Annotated in this window: 17 protein-coding genes; 13 read left to right on the top strand and 4 right to left on the bottom strand. The window is 70.6% G+C overall.

Annotated features, from left to right (window positions below; genetic code table 11):
* Positions 1 to 404 precede the first annotated feature (404 nt).
* From GA0070613_RS20215 to GA0070613_RS20195, 4 genes are all read left to right on the top strand, one after another.
* Positions 405 to 1,589: a low temperature requirement protein A gene (locus tag GA0070613_RS20215; protein WP_089013726.1), complete on the top strand. Its 1,185-nt coding sequence runs from the start codon at positions 405 to 407 to the stop codon at positions 1,587 to 1,589.
* 239 nt (positions 1,590 to 1,828) lie between these two features.
* Positions 1,829 to 2,992, top strand: coding sequence for an FUSC family protein (locus tag GA0070613_RS20210; protein WP_089013725.1), 1,164 nt, complete (start codon positions 1,829 to 1,831; stop codon positions 2,990 to 2,992).
* Positions 2,993 to 3,352: 360 nt separating this feature from the next.
* The gene (locus tag GA0070613_RS20200) at positions 3,353 to 4,615 is read left to right on the top strand and encodes a low temperature requirement protein A (RefSeq protein ID WP_231929300.1); all 1,263 of its coding nucleotides are present in this window, start codon (positions 3,353 to 3,355) and stop codon (positions 4,613 to 4,615) included.
* A 230-nt stretch (positions 4,616 to 4,845) separates the two neighbouring features.
* Complete coding sequence (locus GA0070613_RS20195; protein WP_231929299.1) at positions 4,846 to 6,009, top strand: FUSC family protein; 1,164 nt, start codon at positions 4,846 to 4,848, stop codon at positions 6,007 to 6,009.
* A 31-nt stretch (positions 6,010 to 6,040) separates the two neighbouring features.
* On the opposite strand, the gene GA0070613_RS20190 is transcribed toward GA0070613_RS20195, so the two are convergent.
* Positions 6,041 to 6,688, bottom strand: coding sequence for a TetR/AcrR family transcriptional regulator (locus GA0070613_RS20190; RefSeq protein ID WP_089013723.1), 648 nt, complete (start codon positions 6,686 to 6,688; stop codon positions 6,041 to 6,043).
* A gap of 142 nt (positions 6,689 to 6,830) precedes the next feature.
* Here GA0070613_RS20190 and GA0070613_RS20185 point away from each other — a divergent pair, with 142 nt between their 5' ends.
* The 9 genes from GA0070613_RS20185 (at position 6,831) to GA0070613_RS20150 (ending at position 15,379) form a co-directional block, all read left to right on the top strand.
* A complete protein-coding gene (locus GA0070613_RS20185) occupies positions 6,831 to 7,964 on the top strand; it encodes a VOC family protein (RefSeq protein WP_089013722.1) in 1,134 nt (377 codons plus the stop codon).
* Positions 7,961 to 8,899, top strand: a complete 939-nt coding sequence (locus GA0070613_RS20180; protein ID WP_089013721.1) for a fumarylacetoacetate hydrolase family protein — start codon at positions 7,961 to 7,963, stop codon at positions 8,897 to 8,899. Before GA0070613_RS20185 ends, GA0070613_RS20180 begins: the two co-directional genes overlap by 4 nt.
* Entirely contained in the window at positions 8,896 to 10,779 is a 1,884-nt protein-coding gene (locus GA0070613_RS20175; protein ID WP_089013720.1) for an acyl-CoA synthetase, read from the top strand. The genes GA0070613_RS20180 and GA0070613_RS20175 overlap by 4 nt, the downstream gene beginning before the upstream one ends.
* Positions 10,776 to 11,132, top strand: coding sequence for a DoxX family protein (locus GA0070613_RS20170; RefSeq protein ID WP_089013719.1), 357 nt, complete (start codon positions 10,776 to 10,778; stop codon positions 11,130 to 11,132). Before GA0070613_RS20175 ends, GA0070613_RS20170 begins: the two co-directional genes overlap by 4 nt.
* Positions 11,129 to 12,610 (top strand): bifunctional 3-(3-hydroxy-phenyl)propionate/3-hydroxycinnamic acid hydroxylase MhpA, encoded by a 1,482-nt coding sequence (gene mhpA / locus GA0070613_RS20165; RefSeq protein WP_089013718.1) that lies wholly within the window; start codon positions 11,129 to 11,131, stop codon positions 12,608 to 12,610. The genes GA0070613_RS20170 and mhpA overlap by 4 nt, the downstream gene beginning before the upstream one ends.
* A gap of 255 nt (positions 12,611 to 12,865) precedes the next feature.
* Positions 12,866 to 12,991, top strand: coding sequence for a hypothetical protein (locus tag GA0070613_RS34010; RefSeq protein WP_269459002.1), 126 nt, complete (start codon positions 12,866 to 12,868; stop codon positions 12,989 to 12,991).
* Positions 12,988 to 13,242 (top strand): AI-2E family transporter, encoded by a 255-nt coding sequence (locus tag GA0070613_RS20160; protein WP_231929298.1) that lies wholly within the window; start codon positions 12,988 to 12,990, stop codon positions 13,240 to 13,242. The genes GA0070613_RS34010 and GA0070613_RS20160 overlap by 4 nt, the downstream gene beginning before the upstream one ends.
* A gap of 46 nt (positions 13,243 to 13,288) precedes the next feature.
* A complete protein-coding gene (locus GA0070613_RS20155) occupies positions 13,289 to 14,458 on the top strand; it encodes a low temperature requirement protein A (RefSeq protein WP_231929297.1) in 1,170 nt (389 codons plus the stop codon).
* 237 nt (positions 14,459 to 14,695) lie between these two features.
* On the top strand, positions 14,696 to 15,379 hold the full coding sequence (locus GA0070613_RS20150) for a DUF1345 domain-containing protein (protein ID WP_157746403.1): 684 nt from the start codon (positions 14,696 to 14,698) through the stop codon (positions 15,377 to 15,379).
* Between the two features lie 79 nt (positions 15,380 to 15,458).
* On the opposite strand, the gene GA0070613_RS20145 is transcribed toward GA0070613_RS20150, so the two are convergent.
* From GA0070613_RS20145 to GA0070613_RS20135, 3 genes are all read right to left on the bottom strand, one after another.
* Complete coding sequence (locus GA0070613_RS20145; protein ID WP_089013715.1) at positions 15,459 to 18,740, bottom strand: ATP-binding protein; 3,282 nt, start codon at positions 18,738 to 18,740, stop codon at positions 15,459 to 15,461.
* Between the two features lie 63 nt (positions 18,741 to 18,803).
* Positions 18,804 to 21,659, bottom strand: coding sequence for a PQQ-binding-like beta-propeller repeat protein (locus GA0070613_RS20140; protein WP_089013714.1), 2,856 nt, complete (start codon positions 21,657 to 21,659; stop codon positions 18,804 to 18,806).
* Entirely contained in the window at positions 21,659 to 24,181 is a 2,523-nt protein-coding gene (locus GA0070613_RS20135) for a S8 family serine peptidase (RefSeq protein ID WP_089013713.1), read from the bottom strand. Before GA0070613_RS20135 ends, GA0070613_RS20140 begins: the two co-directional genes overlap by 1 nt.
* Positions 24,182 to 24,408: the final 227 nt, after the last annotated feature.

The following is a 24,408-nucleotide window of genomic DNA, read 5'->3' as shown; positions in this document are numbered from 1 at the left end:
TGCCGCCACCTCAAGCGCGCCCGCCCGGTCCAGGTGGAGCGCCCCGCTTGAGGTTTGACCCGGACCGAGCGGGTGCGGTCTGGTGGCCTCCGGTATGCGACGGGGCGGCGCCAAAGCGGCTGGCCATCCCGGAGCGCCGGGGCCAGGGCGAGCAGCCCTGGCCGCCGGAGGCCGGATCCGGGTCGTGGGGCTGGACCCCCGGAGGCAGCTTCCTTGCCGGATCGGCGCGGTACCCGCTGCGCGGACCGGCTGCCGTAGCGGCCGCGTCCCGCTGAGTGGGTGGGCAGGAAGGGCCGGCCCCGGGCAGTAGTCGTTGTGCGGCGGCCATGTCGGCAACGTTCGAGGCCCAACGGCATGGTCCGACTACCGTTAAGACGGGCATAAACGGCAGAAACGGGCGGCCGATGACGACGGGTAAGTTAGGGGTACTGCTGCGAAGACCCGGGCAGGGGCGGCCGGCATTCCTGGAACTGTTCTTCGACCTGGTGTTCGTCCTCGCGTTCTTCCGGCTCTCGCAGCAGCTGCTAGAGCATCTGAGCTGGACTGGCACGTTCCAGACACTGGTGTTGCTGCTCCCTGTGTTGGCGGTTTGGATCTCTACGGCGAGGTTGCTGGACGCGTTCGACCCGCAGCATCCGCTGGTGCAGCTGCTGGCCATGCCCATCATGTTCGGCACCCTCTTGATGGCGGCTGCGACGCCTGAGGCGTTCGGCCGCAAGGGCTTGGTCTTCGCAGGTGCGTACCTCACCGTCCGGCTTGGTGGCCTGGCTGTCGCCATCTTCTTTTTGCGTGGCCACGAGGCACAGCCCAGCGCGGTGCGGCTACTGTTCTGGGTCGGCATGGCTACGGTGCCATGGATCGCGGGTGGGCTCCTGACCGGCTGGGTGCGTGGAGCGTTGTGGGTAACGGCGGCGGTCATGGAGTACGCGGGGATCGCACTCGGCTTCCCCACGCCGCGACTGGGCCGCAGCGGCGAGCGTCGACTCGAGGTCGTGGTTTCCGAGGAGCACACGGCCGAGCGGTACCAGCAGTTCTTCATCATCGCGCTCGGCGAGCCGATCCTGGTGACCGGACTGACATTCGGAAGCGGCGAGTTCGGGGCTGACCGCAGCGCCGCGGCCCTACTGGCGTTCGCCACCACGGCACTGCTGTGGCGCATCTACATCCACCGCGCCGGAGCACTGCTGGCCGGCGCCATGACAATGGCCCCCAACCCACGCCGCGTTGCTGTCCTGACGATCTACTCCCACATGATCATGGTCGCCGGCATCGTCACCATCGCCGTCGGCGACGAACTCCTCATCACCCACCCGCTCGGACACCCGAACCCGGCCTGGACCGCCGTCATCCTCGCCGGACCCGCCCTGTTCCTCGCCGGACGCGCCACCTTCGAGTACGCGGTGTTCGGCCGCGTGTCCGCCCCCCGCGTGATCGGCGCACTCGCCCTGGTCGCCCTCACCCCGGCAATGCGGCCGCTGCCGCTGCTGGCGGTAGCCACCACCGCCGCCCTCATCCTGGCCGGCGTCGCCGTAGCCGACATGCTCCGCACTCGAAGACTTCCATCCGAGCAGCCGTCACCATCCCGTTAGACGAATCGAACCCGCACGGTCAGATTGGGAATCCGGTTGAGTCGCGGGGCTGTCTCCTGTGCCTGGTGCTGCCGCAACGGCTCGGGTCCGGCATCGTGGGGTGATCTGAGGGGGTCGCTGTCGGCAATAAGCTGCCCGGCGTCGCCGAGCGCATAGCCATGGGAGCGGATGCAACCGAATCGCCTCGACTGGGAGAACGGGTCGCAGGTTTGTGAGGGCCGGGCGGGGTACCCCCCGCCATGGCCGCTGACCGGAGCCCCCTGCCCCGCCCTGAGGAGGTGGTCGAGCAGGGCAGAGACCTGGTGGCGCAGGCTGCACGCCGTGGTGGTAAGGCCGGCCGACTGCGGCTGCGTCAGGTTGAGATCGTCCTGGTCATCGCGGCCCAGTGCGGGCTCGCCGCCACCCTGGCCTGGGGGCTCGCGCACGAGGTGGCGGGGCGTCCCGCGCCGGTCTTCGCGCCCAGCGCGGCCGTCGGCACGATTGTCGCCGCACTCGGACAGCGCGCCCGACGTACGGCCGAACTGATGCTGGGCGTCGGGCTGGGCCTGCTCATCAGCGACCTTTCACTGCGTTACCTCGGGTTCGGGGCCTGGCAGATCGGCGTGGTGGTGGCGCTGGCCATCGCCGTCGCCCTGCTGATGACCGGGCACAGCGGCGCGCTGGTCGCCCAGGCCGGCAGCACCGCCGTGCTGCTCTCCACGCTGTCACCGGTCCAGCACAATCTCGAATGGGAGCGGCTGATCGAAGCCGGGTCGGGCGCTGTCGTCGGCCTGGTGGTGGTGGCGTTACTGGTGCCGATCGACCCGATGCGCACTCTCGAGCGCGCCGCCGCACCGCTGACCGAGACACTCGCATCGCAGCTTCGGGAGGTCGCACACGCGCTGAGACAGCGGGACCCGGACCGCGCGGTGCGGGCACTCGACCAGCTTCGCGGTATGGACGGCGACCTCAACCGGCTGCACGAGGCGCTGGGTGGCGCCGAGGAGGTGACGATGATCTCGCCGGTCCGGTGGCGGCGGCGCCGCGATGTCGAACGCTACCGGCGCGGGATCCAGTACATGGATCGAGTGGCGCTCGCGTGCCGGTCCATGTCCCGCTGGGCGGCGACCTCGCTGCAGTACGACGAGCCGGTGCCGGAGGAACTCATTGCCGCCGTGGAGAGGCTCGCCGAGACGGTCCGAGTGCTGCAGCGGGAGGCACGACAGGCTGGGCCGTTCGAACAGACCCGCGAGGCGGTACTGGACGTCGCTCGGCTGGTCGGCAAGGCGTGCCGAAAAGGCCTGAGAGCGTACGGAAGTGCCATGGTGATCCAGCTCCGCACGGCGTCGAGTGACCTGCTCCGGGCGACCGGGTACGAGACGGACACGGCCAACCGTGTGGTACGGGAGGCGGTCAACGCCTAGATCAGTCGAGGGCCCTCCTGGCTGGGTGGACGTCGGTTACGGACGGCCATCGAGGGCGGGCAGTGGCCGCTGGCAGATCTCGTGGGCCTGGTCGGGCGGAGGGCCGAGCACGCGCAGCAGGTCCTCGGTGACCCGGTCGGTGGCTTCGGCGTCGTCACGCTCGGGGTGGTACAGCAGGATGCCGCGCCGACGCAGCGGCGCTGCCGTACGTCTGCCCGGACCGGTCGTGGAGGTCGACGATCTCCGACAGCAGCCCGCGGTCTTCGACCTCCCGCGGCCCGGGGTCGGCCTCTCGATACAGCCGCACCGCACGCCGGCGCAACTTATAGGGCGACACAGCAGTCGCTGCGGGCAGTGCCAATGTCGGCAACGTTCAAGGCCCTACGGCATGGTACGACTACGGTCAAGACCGGCAGAAACGGCAGAAACGGGCGGCCGATGACGACGGGCAGGGCGAGCAAGCTGCTACGAAGGCCCGGGCAGGGGCGGGCGGGATTCCTGGAACTGTTCTTGGACCTGGTGTTCGTCCTGGCGTTCTCCCGGCTCTCGCAGGAGCTGCTGAAGCATCCGAGCTGGACTGGCGCGTTCCAGACACTGGTGTTGCTGTTCGCCGTGCTGTTTGTCTGGATCGCTGCCACGAGGTTTACGGACACGTTCGACCCGCGACGTCCGCTGATCCAGCTGGTGGTCATGTCGATCATGTTCGGCACCCTCGTGATGGCGGCTGCGGCGCCGGAGGCGTTCGGCCGGCGGGGCCTGGTCTTCGCAGGTGTGTACGTCTTCGTCCGGCTTGGTATCTTCGCTGTCGCGATCCTTCTGTTGCGGGGCCACGAGGGGCAGCGCAACGCGCTGCGGCTACTGTTCTGGGTCGGCGTGAGCGCGGTGCTCTGGATCGCGGGGGCTTTCCTGCCCGGCTGGGTGCGGGGAGCGCTGTGGATGACGGCGGCGGCCGTGGAGTTCGTGGGGATCGCACTCGGCTTCCCCACGCCGCGGCTGGGCCGCAGCGGCGAGCGTCGACTCGAGGTCGTGGTCTCCGAAGAACACGTGGCCGAGCGGTTCCGGCAGTTCTTCATCATCGCGCTCGGCGAGCCGATCCTGGTGACCGGACTGGCATTCGCAAACGGACCGTTCGGGGCTGACCGCAGCGCCGCGGCCCTGGTGGCGTTCGCCACCACGGCACTGCTGTGGCGCATCTACATCCACCGCGCCGGAGCACTGATAGCCGGCGCCATCACGGCGGCCCCCAACCGACTCCGCGTTGCTGTCCTGGCGGTCTACGCCCACGTGATCATGATCGCCGGCATCGTCACCATCGCCGTCGGCGACGAACTCCTCATCACCCACCCGCTCGGACACCCGAACCCGGCCTGGACCGCCGTCATCCTCGCCGGACCCGCCCTGTTCCTCGCCGGACGAGCCATCTTCGAGTACGCGGTGTTCGGCCGCGTGTCCGCCCCCCGCGTGATCGGCGCACTCGCCCTGGTCGCCCTCACCCCGGCAATGCGGCCGCTGCCGCCGCTCGCGGTAGCCACCACCGCCGCCCTCATCCTGGCCGGCGTCGCCGTAGCCGACGCGGCCCGTGCCCGACGATTCCCATCCGAGCAGCCATCACCACCCGGTTGAATGATCGCGAGCGGGCAGAGATCCAGCGGTCAACTGTCCTGGTGCTGCCGCAACGGCTCGCGGCCAGCATCGTGGGTGGTCTGAGCGGGGTCGCAACGCCCATAAGCTGCCCGGCTTCGCCGAGCGGGTAGCCATGGGAGCGGGGGCAACCGAATCGCCTCGACAGGAAGCTCGACAGGGAGGAGAACGGATCGCCGGGTTTGTAAGGGCCGGGCGGGGTAACCCCCGCCATGGCTGCTGAGCGGGGAGACCTGTCTCGCCCCAACGCCGCTGCCGGGCACGCCAAGGACCTGGCGGCGAAGGCCCGGCGTCACGGTGGCGAAGCAGGCCGGCTGAGGCTGCGCCTGTTCACGATCATTCTGTTCGTAGCAGCTCAATGTGGGCTTGCCGCCACGTTGTCCTGGGGGCTGGCGCACGACGTCCTGGGTCGCCCCGCACCGATCTTCGCGCCCAGCGCGGCCGTCGGCACGATCGTCGCCGCCCTCGGGCAGCGCGCCTTACGTACCGCCGAGATGCTGCTCGGCGTCGGGCTGGGCCTGCTCGTCAGTGACTTTCTCATTCGCTCCCTCGGGTTCGGGCCCTGGCAGATCGGCCTGGTGGTGATGCTGGCCATCGCCGTCGCCCTGTTGATGACCGGGCGCAGCGGTGCGCTGGTCGCTCAGGCGGGCAGTACCGCTGTGCTGATCGCCACGTTCTCCCACGTGCAGCAGGGCCTCGAATGGGCGCGGATCGTCGACGCGGGAGTGGGCGGCGCCATCGGGCTGGCGGTAGTGGCGTTGCTGCTACCGATCAACCCGATGCGCATTCTCGAGCGGGCTGTCGCACCGGTCGCCGCGACCCTCCACACGCAGCTTCGAGAGGTGGCACACGCACTCGCCCGGCGTGACCCGGACCGCGCGATACGGGCGCTGGACCAGCTGACCGGCATGGAACCCGACCTCGCCCGGCTGCACGAGGCCCTGGCTGGCGCCGAGGAGGTAACGACGATCGCGCCGCTACGCTGGCAACGCCGAATCGATGTCAAGCACTACCGGCGCGGCATCCAGCACATCGATCGGGTGATCCTCGGGTGCCGGGCGCTGGCCCGCTGGGCCGCGACCACGTTGCAATACGACGAGCCGGTCCCGGAGGAACTCCCCGGCGCCGTGGATAGGCTCGCCGAGGCGATCCAGTTGCTGAGGCGGGAGGCGCGGGCGGGTGGGCCGTTCGACCAGACCCGCAACGCGGTGTTGGACGGGGCGCGCCTGGCCGGCCAGGCGTACCACAGGGGCGTCAAGCCCTTCTCGGACGCCGTGGTGATCCAGCTGCGCACCATGGCGAGTGACCTGCTCCGGGCGACCGGGTATGAGCCGGAGACGGCCAACCGGATGGTGCGCGAGGCGGCCACTTCCTAGGAGCGGCCCGCTCGGGCGCATGAACATCGGCCTACGGGCGACGGCCATGCAGGTCGGGCAGCGGGCGTTGGCAGATCTCGTGGGCCTCGTCGGCCGCGAGGCCGAGCATGCGCAGCACGTCCTCCGTGACCTGGTCGGTGGCTGCGGCGTCGTCACGCTCGGGGTGGTCGTGCAGCAGTTGGCCAAGGCACAGCGCGGCGCCGGCCACGATCACCATCGCCAATTCGGGCTCGCGCACCTGGAACCGGCCGGCGCGGACGCCGTCTTCGATGTCGCGCCGGGCTCGAGGCGCGAGCCCCCTGCCTGAGCCGGCCAGGGCCAGGCCGTTGTTGAGCAGGACCTTGCTCAGTTCGGGATTCCGGCGGTGGAGGCGTCCGGTCAGCCGGAAGCTCTGCGCGAAGACGTGAGCCGGGTCGTCCAGGCCGACGGTCAGCTCGTCGAGCAGGGCGCCGTAGCGGTCGAGTGCGTCTTCCACTGCGGCCTGGAAGAGCTGTTCCCTGCTGTCGAAGTGGTTGTAGAACGAGCCCATACCCACGTCCGCGGCCTGGGTGAGTTCGAGAATCGGGACGTTCAGCTGTCCGGCGGCGAGGAAGGTCTGGGCCGCGCGAACGAGCGCCGAGCGGGTGCGGGCTTTGCGCCGTTCCAGGCGGTTCGGGGCGTGCCTGATCTGCTGCTCCATGCCTGCTCGATCACCTCTCCCAGGTCGGTCTGCACCCACTTTAACCCTGGCGAGCTTCAGAGTTGACGGAATCGTCATCCGGCCTTGACTGACGCTACTCTCGTAAGTGACGATTTCGTCATCACCTGGAAAGGAGCGGGACATGACCGATGGGCACGACCCGCACACCGGCCTGCACAGCGAGCAGGGTGCCTTGCGGGGCGAGCACCCGGGGCGGGCGCGCAACCCGGTCGTCAAGGTGCACGACCTGGCCTGGCTGGAGTTCCAGAAGCCCGATCTGGAGCGGGCCGAGGTCTTCGCCCGGGCCTTCGGCTTCACGACCTCGCTGCGTACTCAGGACGAGCTGCACCTGCGGGGCACCGACCCCGGTTCCCCCTGCGTGCTCATCCGCCGGGGCCCCCGGTCCCGGTTCATCGGCCCCGCGTTCAGGGCCGCCGAGCCGAACGACGTGCTGCGGCTCGCGGACGCGACCGGGCGGACCATGGCCAGCCTGCCGGAGAGCCTGGGCGGGGTGACGGTGGACCTGGTCGACCCGAGCGGGGCGCGGGTACGCGTGGTCGCGGACACGCACGAACTCCCCGCGCTGCCCACGCAGCAACCCCTGACCTTCAACGTCGGACACGACGTGGCGCGGACGAACGCCACCCAGCGGCCGCCGCGGGAGCCTGCCAAGGTGCAGCGCCTCGGTCACGTCGTGCTGCAGACGACCCGATACCTGGAGACGCTCAACTGGTATCTCGAGCACCTGGGCCTGATCGTCAGCGACTTCCTCTACCACCAGGGACAGCGCGAGCGCGGCCCGGTCATGAGCTTCATCCGCTGCGACCGCGGCAGCACGGCCACCGACCACCACACGCTCGCCATGACACTCGGCCCGGCCAACCGGTACGTGCACTCGGCCTACCAGGTCCCCGACCTCGACTCCCTGGCCGCCGGCGGGGAGCACCTGCTCGACCGGGGCTACCAGCGGTCCTGGGGGATCGGCCGGCACATCCAGGGCAGCCAGATCTTCGACTACTGGCGCGACCCGGACGACTTCCTGGTCGAGCACTTCACCGACGGCGACCTGTTCGACTGCACGCTCGAGCCGGGCTGGGCACCGATGAGCGCCTCCGGGCTCGCCCAGTGGGGTCCGCCCGCCACCAAGGACTTTCTCGGCATGAGACCCGGCCGGGAATCGCTTCGCGAGCTGCGCGCGGTCATCAGCGCGCTGCGCGAGGACAACGAATTCGACCTCCACCGCCTCCGCGGCCTGATGAAAGCGTTCACCTCATGACCACCTCCGTCCTGCGCACCGCCGACGCCTGGTGGGTGCTCACCCCCACCGGCGCCGCCAAGGTGCACACCAGCGCCACCGCCACCGCCGAACTGCTGGCCGACCGGCCGGCGATCGTCGCGGCCGCGACGAGCAGCGACACCGTTCCGGTGGACGACCTTGCCCTGCTCTCCCCGGTGACGGCGCCCTGCCGCGTCGTCGCCCAGATGACGAACTTCGCCTCGCACGTCACGGACACCAACGGCAATCCCGAGACCGTCCCCCTGACCTTCTTCCGCAAGACGTCGGGCTCGATCAGCGGTCCCTTCGCCGACGTGGTCCGTCCCGCCCATGTGCGGCTGCTTGACTACGAGGTGGAGATCGGGCTGGTCTTCGGCCGCGAGATGCCCGTCGGCACGACCGTCACCGAGGACAACCTCGCCGACTACGTCGCGGGCCTGGTGGTCACCAACGACATCTCCGCACGGGACGTCCAGCTGCCCAAGACCCAGTTCTACGAGGCCAAGTCCTACCCGACGTTCACGCCGGTCGGCCCCGCGCTGGTGCTGCTCGACGCCGACGAGCTCAAGCGGTTCACCGACCTGCGGCTGAAGCTGTGGGTCAACGGCGAGCTCCGGCAGGACATGACGGTCGCCGACATGATCTACCGCCCGGTCCAGGCGCTGCAGGCGCTGACCCGCTTCCAGCGGCTCGACCTCGGTGACCTGCTGCTGACCGGGACGCCGGTCGGGACGGCCCTGAGCGCCCCGCCGAAGCCGGTCGCGTTCGTGGCCTCGCTGCTACCGCCCGCGGTGAAGTGGAAGATGTTCTTCAAGGGCCAGGCTCGGAACCCCAGGTACCTGAAGGACGGCGATGTCGTCGAGGCCACCGTCGCCACCGATGACGGCGCGATCGACCTGGGCCGGCAGCGCACGGTCGTGAGGTACGCCCAATGACCGGGCCCCTGCTGTGGCCGGACTACGCCACCCCCGCCGAGCTGGCCACGATCGAGGCCGTGCCGCTGGCGGCGCGGGGCCTGCCCGAGTCGACCTACGCGCTGCTCGCGAGAGCGGCCACGCGGTGGCCGGACCGTACGGCGATCTCCGTCCTGCCGGACGCCCCCCGCTGGCGGGAGCCGCTGCGCCGTACCTTCGCCGAACTCCTGGCCGAGGTCCACCGGTACGCGAACCTGCTCCATGACCTCGGGGTGCGGCGGGGTGACGCGGTCGCCCTGATGTCACCCAACTGCGCCGAGCTGATCACCGCGACGCTGGCCGCGCAGCTCGCCGGGATCGCGGCGCCCCTGGGCGGCGGACTGTCCCGGCCGCACCTCGCCGAGCTCCTCCGGCGCTCCCGTGCCCGCGTGCTGGTCACGGCCGGGCCCGAACTCGCGCCGGACACGTGGGACACCGCGCAGGCGCTCGCCCGGGACGGCCTGCTCGACGCGATCCTCGTGCTCCGGCCCACCGGGGCGGCGGACGCGCCCCAGCCGCTGCCGGCCCTCGACGGTGTACGCGTCGGCTACCTCGGCGAACTCGCGGCGCCCATGAATCCGGCCACCTTCGACGGTGCCCTACCCCGGACCTCCGACCTGGCCGCGATGTTCCACACCGGCGGCACGACCGGCGCGCCGAAGCTGGCCGCGCACACGCACGCCAACGAGGTCGCCGACGCGTGGATGCTGGCCGCCAGCTCCCTGTTCGACGAGGAGACCGTGGTCTTTGCGGCCCTCCCGCTGTTCCACGTCAACGCACTCGTGGTCACCCTGCTCGCGCCGCTGTTCAAGGGGCAGGCTGTGGTGTGGGCCGGTCCTCTCGGCTACCGCGACCCCGCGCTCTTCGGCGCGTTCTGGAAGATCGTCGAGCACTACCGGATCGCCGCCATGAGCGCGGTGCCCACCGTGTACGCCGTACTGGCGCAGGTCCCGATCGACGCCGACATCAGCAGCCTGCGGTTTCCGATGGTGGGGGCCTCGCCCCTGCCCGCCGCGGTCCGGGACACCTTCCAGGCCCACACCGGGATAACCCTGGTCGAGGGCTACGGGCTGACCGAGGCGACCTGCGCGAGCGCGCGTACCTTCCCCGACGCATCGCGGCCGGGCTCGGTCGGGCAGCGCCTGCCCTACCAGCGGGTGCGGGTCGTCGCCACGGACGGCACGTGGGAAGACCGACCCGTCGGCGAGACGGGCGTGCTGGCCATCAGCGGCCCGACGGTCTTCCCCGGCTACGTCATCGGCCGGGACGAGAACGGCCACGTCCTGGACGGGCTCGGCAAGCTGGTCGACGGCTGGCTGGACACCGGCGACCTCGCGCGCCTCGACGAGGACGGCTTCGTCTACCTCGCCGGCCGGGCCAAGGACCTCATCATCCGCGGCGGACACAACATCGACCCCGCGATCATCGAGGACACGCTGCTGGCCCACCCGCAGGTCACCGCGGCCAGCGCGGTCGGGCGCCCCGACGTCCACGCCGGCGAGGTACCCGTCGCCTACGTCACCCTCGCGCCAGGCGCCATCGTGACGGAGGACGAACTGCGCGACTGGGCGAGCGACCAGGTGCCCGACCGCACCGCCGCGCCCAAGACCGTGACGATTCTCGACGAACTGCCCGTCACCGCCGTGGGCAAGCTCTACAAGCTCGCCCTGCGGAAGGACGCCGTCCGCGCGGAACTCCGTGCCGCGCTCGACCAGATCCCTGGAGTAAAGGACATCGAGGCCGCGATCGAGGGCAGCTCCATCGTGGCCACTGTGAAAATTCATCCCTCTGCCCAGGAGGAGGCCGTCAAGGCGATCCTGGGCCGGTATGCCATTGAATGGCGATTGGTGGTTGTGTCATGACGCTTGCTGCGGCCATCCTCGCGGTACTGCTCGCGCTGGTCTTCCTCGCCCTTGGCACGGCCAAGATCCTGGCCTTGCAACCGATGCGGGAGCTGGCCGCGGAGGCCGGTTTCTCCGTCGCCGCCTATCGCCGCATCGGCCTGCTCGAGGTCGCCGCGGTGATCGGACTGCTCGTCGGCCTGTTCCAGCCGTTGATCGGCGCCCTCGCCGGTGCCGGACTGCTGCTCCTGCTCGCCGGGGCCATTGTCGTGCACCTGCGTAAGGGAGACGGCCCGCGGAAGTACGCCCTGGCCGTCGTCTGCGGGCTCCTGGTCGCCACCTACCTCGTTCTTCAGCTGCTGGCGGCACAATGACAGTGGTTCCCGTGGTGATCGTCGGCGCCGGCCCCACCGGGCTCACCGCCGCGACGCTGCTCGCCCAGTACGGCGTCGAGTGCCTGATTCTCGAGCGGTGGGATTCGGTCTACCCCCAGCCCCGGGCCGTCGCCCTCGACGACGAGGTCCACCGCATCCTGGCGCGCCTCGGGCTGCGGGACGAGTTCGCCGCCATCTCCAGACCCCACCGGGGCCTGCGGCTCCTCGACCGAAACATGCGGGTGCTCGCCGAGTTCCAGCGCGATGTCGAGCCGGGCCGGCACGGCTACCCCCAGGGGAGCATGTTCGACCAGCCGGAACTGGAGGCGATTCTCCGCCAGAATCTCAAGCAGTACGACACCGTCACCCTTCGCGGCAACACCGAGGTCACCGCGCTGACCCAGGAGGCCGGCGGGGTGCGGATCGACTTCACCGACACGGCCACGGGCGAGCACGATGTCGTCCGCGCGGCGTACGTCCTGGGGTGCGACGGCGCCAACAGCCTGGCCAGGGCCTCGATCGGCGCCAGCATGCAAGACCTGGGATTCACGCAACGCTGGCTCGTCATCGATGTGGTCACCGAGGCCGACCTCGGCCAGTGGGAAGGGGTGCACCAGCTCTCCGACCCCGCCCGCGCCGGCACGTACATGCGGATCGGGAAGACCCGCTACCGGTGGGAGTTCCAGCTGACGCCGGGTGAAACCGCGGACGACTTCCGCGACATAGCCCAGCTGCATCCGTTGATCGCGCGGTGGACCGGGAACATCCCCGTCGGGGAGCTGGAGATCATCCGTGCGGCGGAGTACACCTTCCGCGCGCAGGTCGCCGACCGCTGGCGCGACCGGCGGGTGTTCCTGCTCGGCGACGCCGCCCACCTCACCCCACCGTTCATCGGTCAGGGCATGTGTGCCGGGCTGCGCGACGGGATGAACCTCGCCTGGAAACTCGCCGGCGTGCTCGACGGGACCCTGCCCGAGACCGTGCTCGACACCTACGAGATCGAACGCAGGCACCACGCCCGCGCCATGATCAAGCTGGCGAAGTTCATCGGCACCGCGATGACGGCCGGCGGCGAGGTGGGCAACCTCATCCGCCGGGCGGTGGCGCCGCGGCTGCACCTCGTGCCCGGCCTCACGGACCTGGCCACCGACAGCCAGACACCCCCGCTGCACCGGTCCGACCTGGTGATCCGGCCACGCCTGCGCCGCACCCTCGCGGGCCGGCTGTGCCCGAACGCGACCGTCGACGGCGATCGCCGATTCGACGACGTGGCCGCCGGCCGATTTGCGATCGTCACATCTCACGAGCCGTCCCCCACCCAACGAGCCGACATCGAACGGCGTGGAGCACTTCTCATCACCGCGGAACCCGGCAGCGAGCTATACCAATGGCTGAGGACAGGTGGGGCGCGCGTGGCGGTCGTCCGTCCCGACGGCACCGTCCTCAGTGCCGGCCGCCAACTGCGCGCCTGTCACTGAGTCACACCGCCGTATCCGCCGCCGCCATCCCTCACCAGACTGCCCAGCCGGAGGCCCCTCCCCCACCATCCCGAAACTGATCCGTAGTGGAGATGCTGACGCCGGACATCCGGCTCTCACTTTTCGTGATCCGGCGTCGGCACCGATGAGTGTGCCGTCGAGGGGGTTGTCGGTCAGCGTTTCGTCCGCTTCGCAGCGGGTAACTGCGCCCGGTGAGCGACGCCGACGGCCGGTCCATCGCTCGCGCTCACCGGCGTGCCGTTCGCCGCCGTGATCGCCCTGCTGGTCGCCATCGCCCACCTGATCCCCCTGGTGGGGGCGACCCTCGGCGCCATCGCCGCGGGCGGCGCCGGCTTCCTGCACTCCCCCACCGCCGGGTGATCGTGCTGGTCTTCTTCGTGATCTACCAGCAGGTCGAGAACCACCTGCTGCAACCGGTCATCATGTCCCACACGGTCCAGCTCAACCCACTGACCGTGCTGGTCAGCGTGCTGCTCGCCGCCGAGCTGGGCGGCCTCGTCGGAGCCCCGCTGGCCGGTGGGCAGGAAGGGCTGCCCCCGGGCAGTAGTCGCTGTGCGCGGCTTCTGTGTCGGCAACGTTCAAGGCCCAACGCATGGTACGACTACGGTTAAGGCGGACAGAAACGGCAGAAATGGGCGGTTGATGACGACGGGTAGGTTGCGCGTACTGCTGCGAAGACCCGAGCAGCCGCGGGCGGCATTCCTGGAACTCTTCTCCGACCTGGTGTTCGTCCTCGCCTTCGTCCGGCTCTCGCAGCACCTGCTGGAGCATCTGAGCTGGACTGGCGCGTTCCAGACACTGGTGTTGCTGTTCGCCATGATGCATGTCTGGGTCTCTACGGCGAGGTTTACGGACCTGTTCGACCCGCAGCATCCGCTGGTACAGCTGTTCACCATGCCGATCATTTTCGGCACCCTCGTGATGGCGGCTGCGGCGCCTGAGGCGTTCGGTCGGCGGGGCCTGGCCTTCATAGGGGCGTACCTCGCCCTCCGGCTTGGTGGCCTCGCTATCGCCATCTACTTTTTGCGTGGCCACGAGGTGCGGCCCAGCGCGGTGCGAATACTGTTCTGGGTCGGCGTGGCTTCGCCGGCATGGATCGCGGGTGCGCTCCTAACCGGCTGGGTGCGTGGAGCGCTGTGGCTGACGGCGGCGGGCGTGGAGTACGCGGGGATCGCACTCGGCTTCCCCACGCCGAGGCTGGGCCGCGGCGGCGCGCGTCGATTCGAGATCGTGGCCTCCCCAGAGCACGTGGCCGAGCGGTTCCAGCAGTTCTTCATCGTCGCGCTCGGCGAGCCGATCCTGGTGACCGGACTGACATTCGGCGAAGGCGAGTTCGGAGCTGACCGCAGCGCCGCGGCCCTGGTGGCGTTCGCCACCACGGCACTGCTGTGGCGCATCTACATCCACCGCGCCGGAGCACTGCTGGCCGACGCCATCACAGCGACCACCAACCTGAACCGCGTTGCTATCGCGACGGTCTACGCCCACGTGATCATGGCCGCCGGCATCGTCACCATCGCCGTCGGCGACGAACTCGTCATCACGCACCCGCTCGGACACCCGAACCCGGCCTGGATCGCCGTCATCCTCGCCGGACCCGCCCTGTTCCTCGCCGGACGGGCCATCTTCGAGTACGCGGTGTTCGGCCGCGTGTCCCGCTCCCGCGTGATCGGCGCACTCGCCCTCATCGCCCTCACCCCCGCGATGACGCTGGTGCCGCCGCTCGCGGTAGCCACCACCGCCGCCCTCATCCTCGCCGGCGTCGCCGTAGCCGACGCGGTCCGCGCTCGAAGACGCCCCTCCGAGCAGCCGTCACCACCCGGTTAGCGGGCTGGCGTATGAGGTCCTGGGCCGCCCCCACCGATCTTCGCGCACAGCGTGGCCGTCGGCACGATCCGCCCTCGGGCAGCTGCTGTCGAGCGGACCGTGCAGTCGGGTCGCACGGCTCGACGGGCGCAGAGGCACAACGATTACTAGATCCCTCAGTGGACCATCCAGATAACCACGGGGTTCGCTGCGCGGGCCATGAGCGCACCATGCGATGCGGTCGGAGACACTCGGACGATGAAAGGTATCCCCACGAAGACGTTGTATCACCGCTCGTTGGGCTGGCACGCCCCCGCCCTGCGGCGAGCCGTCATCGTCGCCTCCATCGGGCTGATCGTCGCTCTCGCGCTCCTGCCCTTCATGGCCTGGGAGTTGGCCGCGGTTGGGGGCTGGGACACCGCTGCGCTCACCTTCCTCATCACGGTCTGGCCGATCATTGTCCGAGCAGACGGCTCGCATACCGCGCTGCTCGCCAGACGTGAGGACGAGACGCGGGGAACCGCCGCCGTGCTGCTGGTAGGGGCAGGCGTCACCAGCCTGCTGGGGGTCGGCTTCACCCTCAGCCTTGCCGGCCGGCAGAGCGGCTCAATGCGGATACTGCTCATCGGCGTCGCAACGCTGACCGTCCTGCTGTCGTGGACCATTGTCCACACGGTCTTCACACTGCGCTACGCCGACCTGCATTTCGGGTCGACGGCCGGGGGCATCGGTTTCGGCGGCGAGTCCGTGCCAGGGGGGCCTACCTACCGCGACCTGGCCTACGTCTCTTTCACGATCGGCATGACTTACCAAGTCTCCGACACGGCCATCAGCGACCCTCGGATCCGGGGCACCGTGCTCTCCCATGCCATCCTGTCGTACGTATTCGGCGTGGTGATCGTGGCGGGTGGTGTCAACCTCATCGCTGGGCTGGCCCGTTGACCATATCGACCCGTGCCGGCTGCCTGGTCTTGAGCGGCTGACGCTCCGTCCCTGACCCCGAGCTCTCGGTCATCCGCCCTCAGCGGCGTACCAACGCCAGCCGGCGAGAGCCCGCCGGGTAGGGAAGGGCTTCTGCCAAGGCGGCCGCCCGTCGAAAAGCGTCCGCCGCATCCCGCTCGCGGCCCAGCGCCGCCAAGGCGGCGGCATGCACCGTCCGCGCGTCCGTCTCCGCAAGCCGCTCCCCGGCCCGCTCCGCGCGCCCCACCTCTGCCGCCGCCACCTCGACGGCCTCCTGAACGTGCCCGCATGCCAACCACGCGCGGGCCATCAGGTGCGCCCACCTCGGCTGTCGGTCTGCGAGGAGCGCCAACGCGTCCTCCGGGCGCCCCTCCTGCAACGCCAACTCGGCTCGCACCGACCGCACCTCGTCCTGGGCCTGAAAGTCCCCCTGCGCGCGTGCCACGCGCTCGGCCTCGTCCAGGAGCATGCCCGCACCCGGCATTCCCATCCGGATCCGCACCCTGGTGAGGGCTGCCAGGGCGTACGGCACGCACCAGCCGACGCCCGGCCCCGTCTCCCGCACCGCGGTCTCCGCCAGGTCCCGGGCCTCGGCCGTCTCCTCCATCAGCAGATGGAGCTTGGCCAGGTTCGCCCGCTCGAAGACCGTTGCCGTCGGATCGCCGGCCCGCTCGGCAAGGTCCAACGCCCGCCGCCCCGTTTCGATGGCCTCCCGTAACCGCCCGGCCCGAAGAGCGGTTTCCCGCAGCACCGAAAGGACCAGGGCGAGTAGCTGCGGATCTCCGTACGCCTTCGCGTGCGGTAGTGCGCGTTGCGCGACCAGGCCCGTCTCCCCGAAACGACCGGCCAAGCCCAGGGACGTCGCACGCATCGCCAGCGCCCGGGCGAGCAGTCCCCGCCGCTCCGGGCCGGCCACCGCCCGCGCTGCGGTTTCCGCCGCCCGCGCGGCCGCCGCTCCCTGCTCGTACCGGCCGGCGACGAAACAGAGCACAGCCCTGGCGAGATGATGGGCGCTCGTCGTCGCCGCCGGCGTGTCGGGAGCGGGCGCAGTGGCATCGAGCAGCCGGAGGCCCTCGTCCGTGCTCCGCGTTTTCGCCATGAGTTCGGCGAGTCGGGCTGCGGCGAGCACCCGTCCGTCCCGGTCGCCGTGGCGCTCCATCTCCGCCAGAGCCTCGCGGAGCAGCCGGGCCGCATCCTCGAACCGGCCCATCCGGCGCAGCACGGCGCTGTGGTCCATCCGTGCGCGCGCCGATTCGGCGACGAGCGCGTCGAGCCGGTCGGTGAGCTCCGTGTAGTAGCGGTCTGCGGTGTCGTTCGCGTGATGCGCCGCCGCCCGTTCCGCTGCCCGCCGCAGATACCCGGTGGCGCGCGGGTCGTCAGCGCCCGTCAACTGGACGGCGAGCGTGTCCACGGCATCCGGCCGGCGCCGGAGCACCGCCTCCGCGTACGCCGAGTGCAGGAGCCGCCGCCGGGCCGCCGACAGCATCTGGTAGCAGGTCATCCGGATCAGGGGATGGCGGAAGGCAAGCCCGGCCACCTGACGGCCCTCGACGGCCACCGGCCGCTCCTCCAGCACCGAGGCGGCGACAGCGGCCTCCACGGCCTCCGTCGCCTCGGCCGCCGACAGCTGTGGCTGCCCGCAGCGCCGGGCGACGTCCAGGACCTCGGCGAGTGCCGCGTCCTGACCCGCCACCGCGACCACGTCCACCACGCGGCGGGCTGTCGGGTCGAGTCGTCCGAGCCGCTGGGCGACCACCTGCCGGATTCCCTCGGGTGCTCCCGGAACGCCCACGACCCCGTCCCGGAGCGCACGCGCCAGTTCGAGTGCGAAGAGCGGATTGCCCAGGGACAGCTCCCACACCCGTTCGGGGACTTCAGCGGCCGGGGAGCCCAGCGCGTCGGCCGCGAGCTCGAGACACGCCTCCCGGGGCAGGCGGGGCGGTTGGACGGCCCGGGCGAGCGACTGACGCACCAGCATGTCCAGCGCGTGCCGCCGCGGATCGGAGTCCGGCAGCTCCTCGGGGCGCAGCGTGGCGAGAAACCGCCAACCCATACCGTTCTCCCGTGCCCGCCGCGCGAGATAGCTGAGGAGCTGGAACGAGCCTGCGTCGGCGGCATGAAGGTCGTCCAGAACCAGCAACACCGGCCGAGTCGCCGCCAGCTCCTGGAACAGCGCGGCCGCTGCCTGGAACAGGCGGTCCCGCTCCTCCTCGGGGCTTCGCCACGACCTCGGCTCCACCCTCCCCAACGGCAGGAGCCCGGCCAGTTCCGGATACTCCGCGCCCATGCTGGCGCGCTCCTCGAGGGAGCGGTCTGCCAGCCAGCCCTCAACCGCCTCCGCGAACGGGCCGTACGGCCGGCGCCCTTCCGCGTCGTGGCCGGCGCCCCACAGCACGGCCGCCCCCTTCTCGGCAGCACGGCGGGCCGCCTCGGCAACGAGGCGCGTCTTGCCGAGGCCGGCCTCGCCGGTGACGAGGAGGACCGGCGGGGTGTCGACTTCCAGCAGCTCGGCCAGCACGTCATCGCGACCCCGCAGCGGCAGGGCGGGTGGTAGCCGCACCGCCGCCGGCAGCGCCGGCTGTCCCGACCGGGCGGCCGAGGTCGGCGCGGCGAGGGCTCGGCGGTACAGCGCTTCCGTCTCGGCGCCCGGCCGAACCCCGATCTCCGCGTCCAGCGCCTCCCGGCACAGGTGGTACTGGTGTACGGCCCGGCGTCGGAGCCCCTGCCGGAGGAACGCCTCGATCAGGATGCGGTGGGCGTCCTCCTCGGCGGGTGAGGCCGCCAGGACCTGCTCGGCGGTCTCCACCGCTTCCTCGATGGCGCCGGCCGCAAGATGTGCGGCGGCCAGGGCGAGGAGGGTCCTTTCCCGCAGCGCGGCCAGTCGTTCCCGGCGGGTGTGAGACCACGGCGCGTACCGGTCCTCGGGGAGAAGCTCGCCGGTGAACGCGTCGAGCGCGGCCATCAGTTCTGCTCGGCCGCCGTGCGTGAGCGCTGCCTCCGCGAGCCGTTCGGCTTCGTCGGCGTCGATCCATACGGTGTGCGGAGCCAACCGCAGCAGCGCCCCCTCGCCGATCAGGTAGGACGAGGTGGCCCGGGGCGCGAGTTCCGGTTCGACGGCCCGGCGGGCGGCGTGCAGCGCCACCCGCAGGCTGCGCAGCGCTGCCTGGGGATCGGCGTCCGGCCAGCAGATCTCCATCGCCTCCTCGCGATGGAGGCGATGGTCCGGGGCGACTGCGAGCAGCTTGAGCAGCGTCCGGGCGCTCGGCCGCGGCCACCGCTCCGCGAGCGGTGGCCCGTCGTTCCGGTGGACCCGGAACCCGCCGAGGAGGTGCAGCCGCAGCACCTGGATCTCCCTACGCTGATGAGGGCTCCCACCATAGCGGGAGCCCCCATCAGCGGTGTCAAGTCAGGAATTGGTCACGACGCCCGTCACCATTCCGTGAATCCGGTTGTCGACCCCCATGTCGTACCGGTAGCCGGACAGTTCGGCCATCCGGTCCTGCCCGAGGTTTTCGTTGTGCAGGCCGACGATCTCGTCCACGCCGTCACCGGTGAGGTCCGCGATCAGTACGTTCTGGGTCGCGTACCGCTGCAGTCGGGCCTCGTGATCCGGGTAGTGACCGCCCTTGAGTACGCCGGAGTCCCAGATGTAGAACGCGCCTTCCGTCCCACCGACGAGCAGCCGGCGCCCACCGGGACCGGTCGCGAAACCGGCTCGGTGGATGGTCGGCAGCGTGTAGATCAGGTAGTCGTTGCCGTCCGTGCCGAAGGTTTGCAGCGAGGCCGTTCCGGTGAGGATCAGGCCCTCGTCGCCGGTGAACCAGTTGCCGAGTGTGAAGGTTCCACCACCGATCGCGCTCTTCACCACCCCGCCCGTGCGGACGTCGCGGAACTCGAAGAACTCCCGCCACCAGCCGTTCTCATCGCGCACCATCCAGGTGGCCACTGCCGCATGCCCGTCCGCGTACGGGATCGCGGGCGAGGCGTACACGCCGTGGAAGAGCTGCGCACCGTAGATCTTCGGGTCGCTACCCGTCCACACCGGGCTGGCGGTCCAGGCGACCGTACCGGTCCGGGCGTCCAGAGCCAGCTCCCCGACCGTGGCGGGCTCGCGCTGGTAGGCCGTCTGGTACGAGCCGAGCACCCGGCCGTCGGCCACCGCCAGGTCCGAGACGGCAACCGGCCCCGTGCCCTGGGGAGCGTAGGACCACAGTTGGCGGCCACTACCCCGGTAGGCGCGGACGGCGTCGGTCGGCACGAGCACGTCGTCAGCGCCGTCGCCGTTCAGATCGGCCACGGTCACCGAGCGGACGAACTGCCCCGGCTGGTCGATGGTCGCGCTGACCCGACCGGTGGTGGCGTCGATGATCACCGCGGCGGTCTCGGCGGCCACCACCAGGTCGTCGCGGCGTCCGTCACCGTCCGTGTCACCCAGCACGATGTCGCCGTACACGGCGCCGGGCAGGGTGGCCTGCCACAGCACCCGTGGCTTGCCCGCGGCCAGCGACGGACCGTCGAACGCCCACAGGCCGCGGGACTGGCCGCCGGCCACCACGTCCTTTCGGCCGTCTCCGTTCACATCGACCGCGATGCCGGTCGACAGGTCGGCAAGGAGCGGTACGAGCCCCGCCGACGTGCCGTTGTCCAGCCGGTAGAGGTGGATGTTCTGGGCGTTGTCGATGGTGCGTACCAGCCAGTCGTCGCCGGCCTGGTACGGCTCGGCGTAGATCGGGGAGGCGACCACGCCCTTCTGCGACCACCGCACCGAACCGTCCGTGCCGCTGAGCACGGTGATCGTGCCGTAGCGGCGGCCCCCCGAGTTGACCGCGTGCTCCTTGTCCGCGGTTGTCACGTACGAGGCGATGGCCTTGCCGTTCGCGATCCGCAGGCCGAGGACGCTGTCACCGTCCCGCACGTTCGACTCGTCCCGCTTCACCGTGTACGACCAGAGTTCCGTCCCGCCGTCACCGCGCAGGCCGCGCACCGTCGCCGCGTTGATGTCCAAGTCGTCGTCGAAGGTGGCTTCGGCGACCGCGTACTCGACGCCGCCGCCGCCCTTCAGCTCGCCGACCGCCAACTCGGTAGCGACCGCGTTGACCCGCTCGTCGAGCACGGTCCGGGTGCCCTTGGCCAGGTCGTAGCCGACCAGCTGGTACCGCACCCCGTCGGTGTAGTCGGACTGCTCGACGGCGACGAGCCGGTTCCGGGACGGGTCGACGACCGCCTCCCGCCCGTACATTGTGCCGGCGGTCTGCCAACGCGGCGCGCCGTTCGCCGTGTCGATCACGATTGTCTGGCTCGCGGCCGGGTCGGTGTCGGTCTTCCGCACGTACCAGGAGAGGGCTGCCGCGGTGTCGGAGAGCGTGGTGACCGAGGCCCACCGGCCGTCGCGCTGGCCGGTGTCGTACGACCAGGTCGCCGCCGGGGTCAGTCGCCCGTCCCCGAACGTGAAGTGGAAGCCGTACAGCTTCGTCGTCAACGTCTCGTCGGCGCCGAAGTTGTTGGACGGCTGATCGGCGACGAGCAGGGTCTTGCCGGCGAGGACGACCTGCTGGGCGTCGGGGAAGATCTGCGACCACAGGGTCGCCCCGGTCTTCCCGTCGAGGACGGTGACGAAGCTACCCGTCGTCAGGGGCGAGCCCGGGGAGGTGAACGGGCGATACGGGCTGGCGCCCACCTTCGCGGTGAAGGCGACGTCAGCCACCCCGTCGCCGGTCAGGTCGCCCTGCGCGAAGCCCCGGTCGGCCAGGTCCGCGTACGGACTGTTGACCTCGTAGCCGACGGCGATACGGGCAGGGTACGGCTCCTTCTGCCACGGCCGCAGCGGCTTGACGTGCCAGTCGGCGTAGAGGGAGTCGCTGTCGCGCTTCCACACCGCCTGGCCGCCCGTCGTGAGACGGGTGATCAGGCCGAGACTGTGCACGGCGAGGAAGTCGCCCTTGCCGCCGCCGAGTGGGGCGGTTTCGGCGTTCCCCCGGTACGTCTCCAGCGCGGACGCCTCGGTGAGGGTGACCGGTGCCGCGTCCTGCGGCTGCTCGGCCGGCGGTTCGGCGGTGTCGCTCGGCGCGGCCGCCTTCTGGGCAGAGGGGGCCGCCGTGAACCGACTCTCGAGTTCAGCGGCTTGGGCATCGGTCAGGACCCGCGCCTGCGACCCGTCCTCGGCGTACGCCGGGTTGGTGATCGCGGGGAGCGCGGCGAGCGCGAGCCCGGGCGCGAGCAGGGCGGAGGCGAGGCGCAGGGCGCCTCGGGGTCGGTTCTTCATTATGCCGCCTTGAGGGTGATACGGAGGGCGCTGTGGTCGGTGAGGACCGGTTCGTTGAAGGAGTACTGCACGGCGTCGACGCCGGCCTGGCTCTCGATGCCGACGGTCGCTGATCCGCCCTTCTCCAGCGCCGAGGCGCCGTCGATGGACTGGTACTGCAGGACGATCTCCCCGGTCGCCTCTTCGAAGACCGCCTCGAACGTCACTCGCCGGCTCGAATCGGCGGCGAAGGTCGCGTTCTCCCAGACGATCACGAACTTCCGCTGTCCGGCCGTGCCGGTGACAGCGGTCTTCACGGCCGACTTCTTGTCGAGGACGAGGTCGTCCCAGTAGGCAGCGAGGATGCCGTTCGGCTGCGACGCCGCCGGCAAGGTGGTGTTGACGTAGTCGCCGAGCCGCGGGGAGAGGAAGTTCACCAGGCCGTTGGTCGTGATGTTCACCTGGTTGTACGGGACGCCGTAGAAGCTCACCGGGAATGGCAGGGCGACGGTCTTGGCGTTCTCGTCGCCGGAGAGGGCGACCTTGGTGGCGCCGCTGACCCAGGAGTACGTGGCGGGCAGGCAGCTGTTGCCGAAGGCGTCGCTGTGGGCGGGCAGTCGGACCGTCAGGCTCTCATCGCCGTCCACGGTCAGGGTCGTCTGGTAGGTGCCGTTGCACAGCACCGGCGCGGCCGGCGTCGCCACCAGGGTGAAGGATCCTTCGGCGACGACCGGGAAACGGACGGCGCCGGCGGCGTCCGACACGACCGGGGCGAGCGGTGCCTCGACGATCCGGACGCTGGCACCGGGGAGCGGCTTGCCCGTCACGTCGTACACCGTGCCGGTCACGGCGTGCCGGGGAACGGCGTCCAGCGCGATGTCGTGGGAGAGGGCCTGGCCGTCGGTGACGGTGAGGTCCTCCGTGACCATGCGGTAGCCGTAGCTGACGCTGGTGACGGTGTACGCGCCGGCCGCCAGGACCAGCCGGTAGGCGCCCGAGGCATCCGTGGTCACGGTGCGCTGGCCGCCCTGGCCCGTTGCGGTGATGGTGATTCCGGCCAGGCCGGCGCCGGTGACCCGGTCGGTGACGGTACCGGTGATGGTGGCCGCGGTGTGCGGGGCCCGGTCGACGGCGGCGAAGGCGTCGAGCTTGCCCTCACCCCAGACGTTGTTGGCGTCGGCGGTGCCGCCGCAGTGGGTGTCGTCGACATCCCGCGCGGAGTCGTTCAAAACGGCCCGGGTGGCGTCGATGTCGCCGACGAGGGAGGGGGCCGCGGACCAGAGCAGGGCGACGGCACCGGCGACATGCGGGGTCGCCATGGACGTACCGGAGATCGCCCGGTAGCGGCTGCCCGGCCAGGCGGAGCGGACGTTGACGCCGGGCGCGGCGATGTTCGGCTTCATGGAACCGTCGACGAGGGAGGGGCCGAAGCCGGAGAAGGACGCGATGGCTCCGGTCGCGTCGTACGCGCCGACCCCGTACGTCGGAGCCTGGGCACCCGGCGCCTCGGTGGTCGAACAGGAAATTCCGTTGCCGGCGTTGCCGGCGGCGAACGCCTCGAAGATGCCGGCCGCGTTCCAGGCCTCGATCATGTCCTGGTAGAAGGTGGTGTTCCCGCCGCCCCAGGAGTTGTTGACGATGTCCGGGGCGAGATCGGGCCGGGGGTTCTGCCCGTTGTGGTCGGTCGGCGCGAGGATCCACTGGCCGGCCTTCAGCAGCGAGGTGTCCGAGCAGGAGCTGGCCTCGCAGCCCTTGGCGGCGATCCACTTCGCGCCGGGTGCGACGCCGATGCCGCCCGCGCCCGCGATGGTGCCCATGGTGTGGGTGCCGTGGCCGTTGTTGTCGCAGGGGGTGCCGCTGTCGGGGCACTGGCCGGACGCGTCGTACCAGTTGTAGTCGTGGTTGTAGGTGCCGTCGCCGAGGTTGCCCCGGTAGTTGTCCGCCAGGGCCGGGTGGTTGAACTCCACGCCCGAGTCGATGCTGGCGACAACGACGCCCTCGCCGCGGTCGGCGTACTGGGACCAGACCTGGTCGGCCCCGATGTCCTTGACGCCCCACTCCGGGACGGCCTCGGCCGTGGTGACGGGGCCCATCGCGGCGGTATCGATGGCGTAGTGCTGCTCCTGCCGCAGGGCGGCGACATCGGGACGGGCGGTCAGCCGCTCGACCAGGTCCCGGCCGCCGGTGACCTTCACGGCGTTCGCGATCCAGTACGACTCGTAGCCGATCTTCGCCTGGTCCAGGTAGCGGGTCAGCGAGCCCTGGTCCCGGGTGGCCTCGGCGCGCAGCGCCTGGTACGCGGCGACCTTCCGCGCCTTGCCGCGCTGGCGAGTGGCACCGGACAGGTCGGGACGGCTGTCCAGGACGACGAAGAAGGTCGCCTCCTGACCGGCGGCAACGGCGGCGGCGAGACCCGGGTCGACGGCCGCATGGTGCCGGGGCGCGGCGGTCGCGGCCGGCGCGGCGAGTCCGCCGACGACGGTGACGGCAACCGCTGCCCAGGCGGTGGCTGCTCGCCGCAGGGGTGAACGGGGCAAATGCATCTATCTAGCTCCTCAATTGCCGATACGGGGATAGCCGGTGACTCCGTTTCCTGGGAAGCCGTCGGATGGGCGATCGGGAAGCGCGGAGCTGGCCTGGTCGGGCAGGCTACGGCTGGACCGTTACTGGCGAATTACTGACGCGGCGCGGGAGCCAGCCAGTGGGTGGAACCGTCAGTGGCGGGGTGGGGGGCCCGACCGCCTCTCCCCTCTTCATGAGCCCCGGGGGC

Source organism: Micromonospora inositola, from assembly GCF_900090285.1.
In the GTDB taxonomy this organism is placed as follows: Bacteria; Actinomycetota; Actinomycetes; order Mycobacteriales; family Micromonosporaceae; genus Micromonospora; species Micromonospora inositola.
The sequence above is the reverse complement of the archived record's forward strand: the minus strand, read 5'-3'. Positions and strand labels throughout refer to the sequence as shown.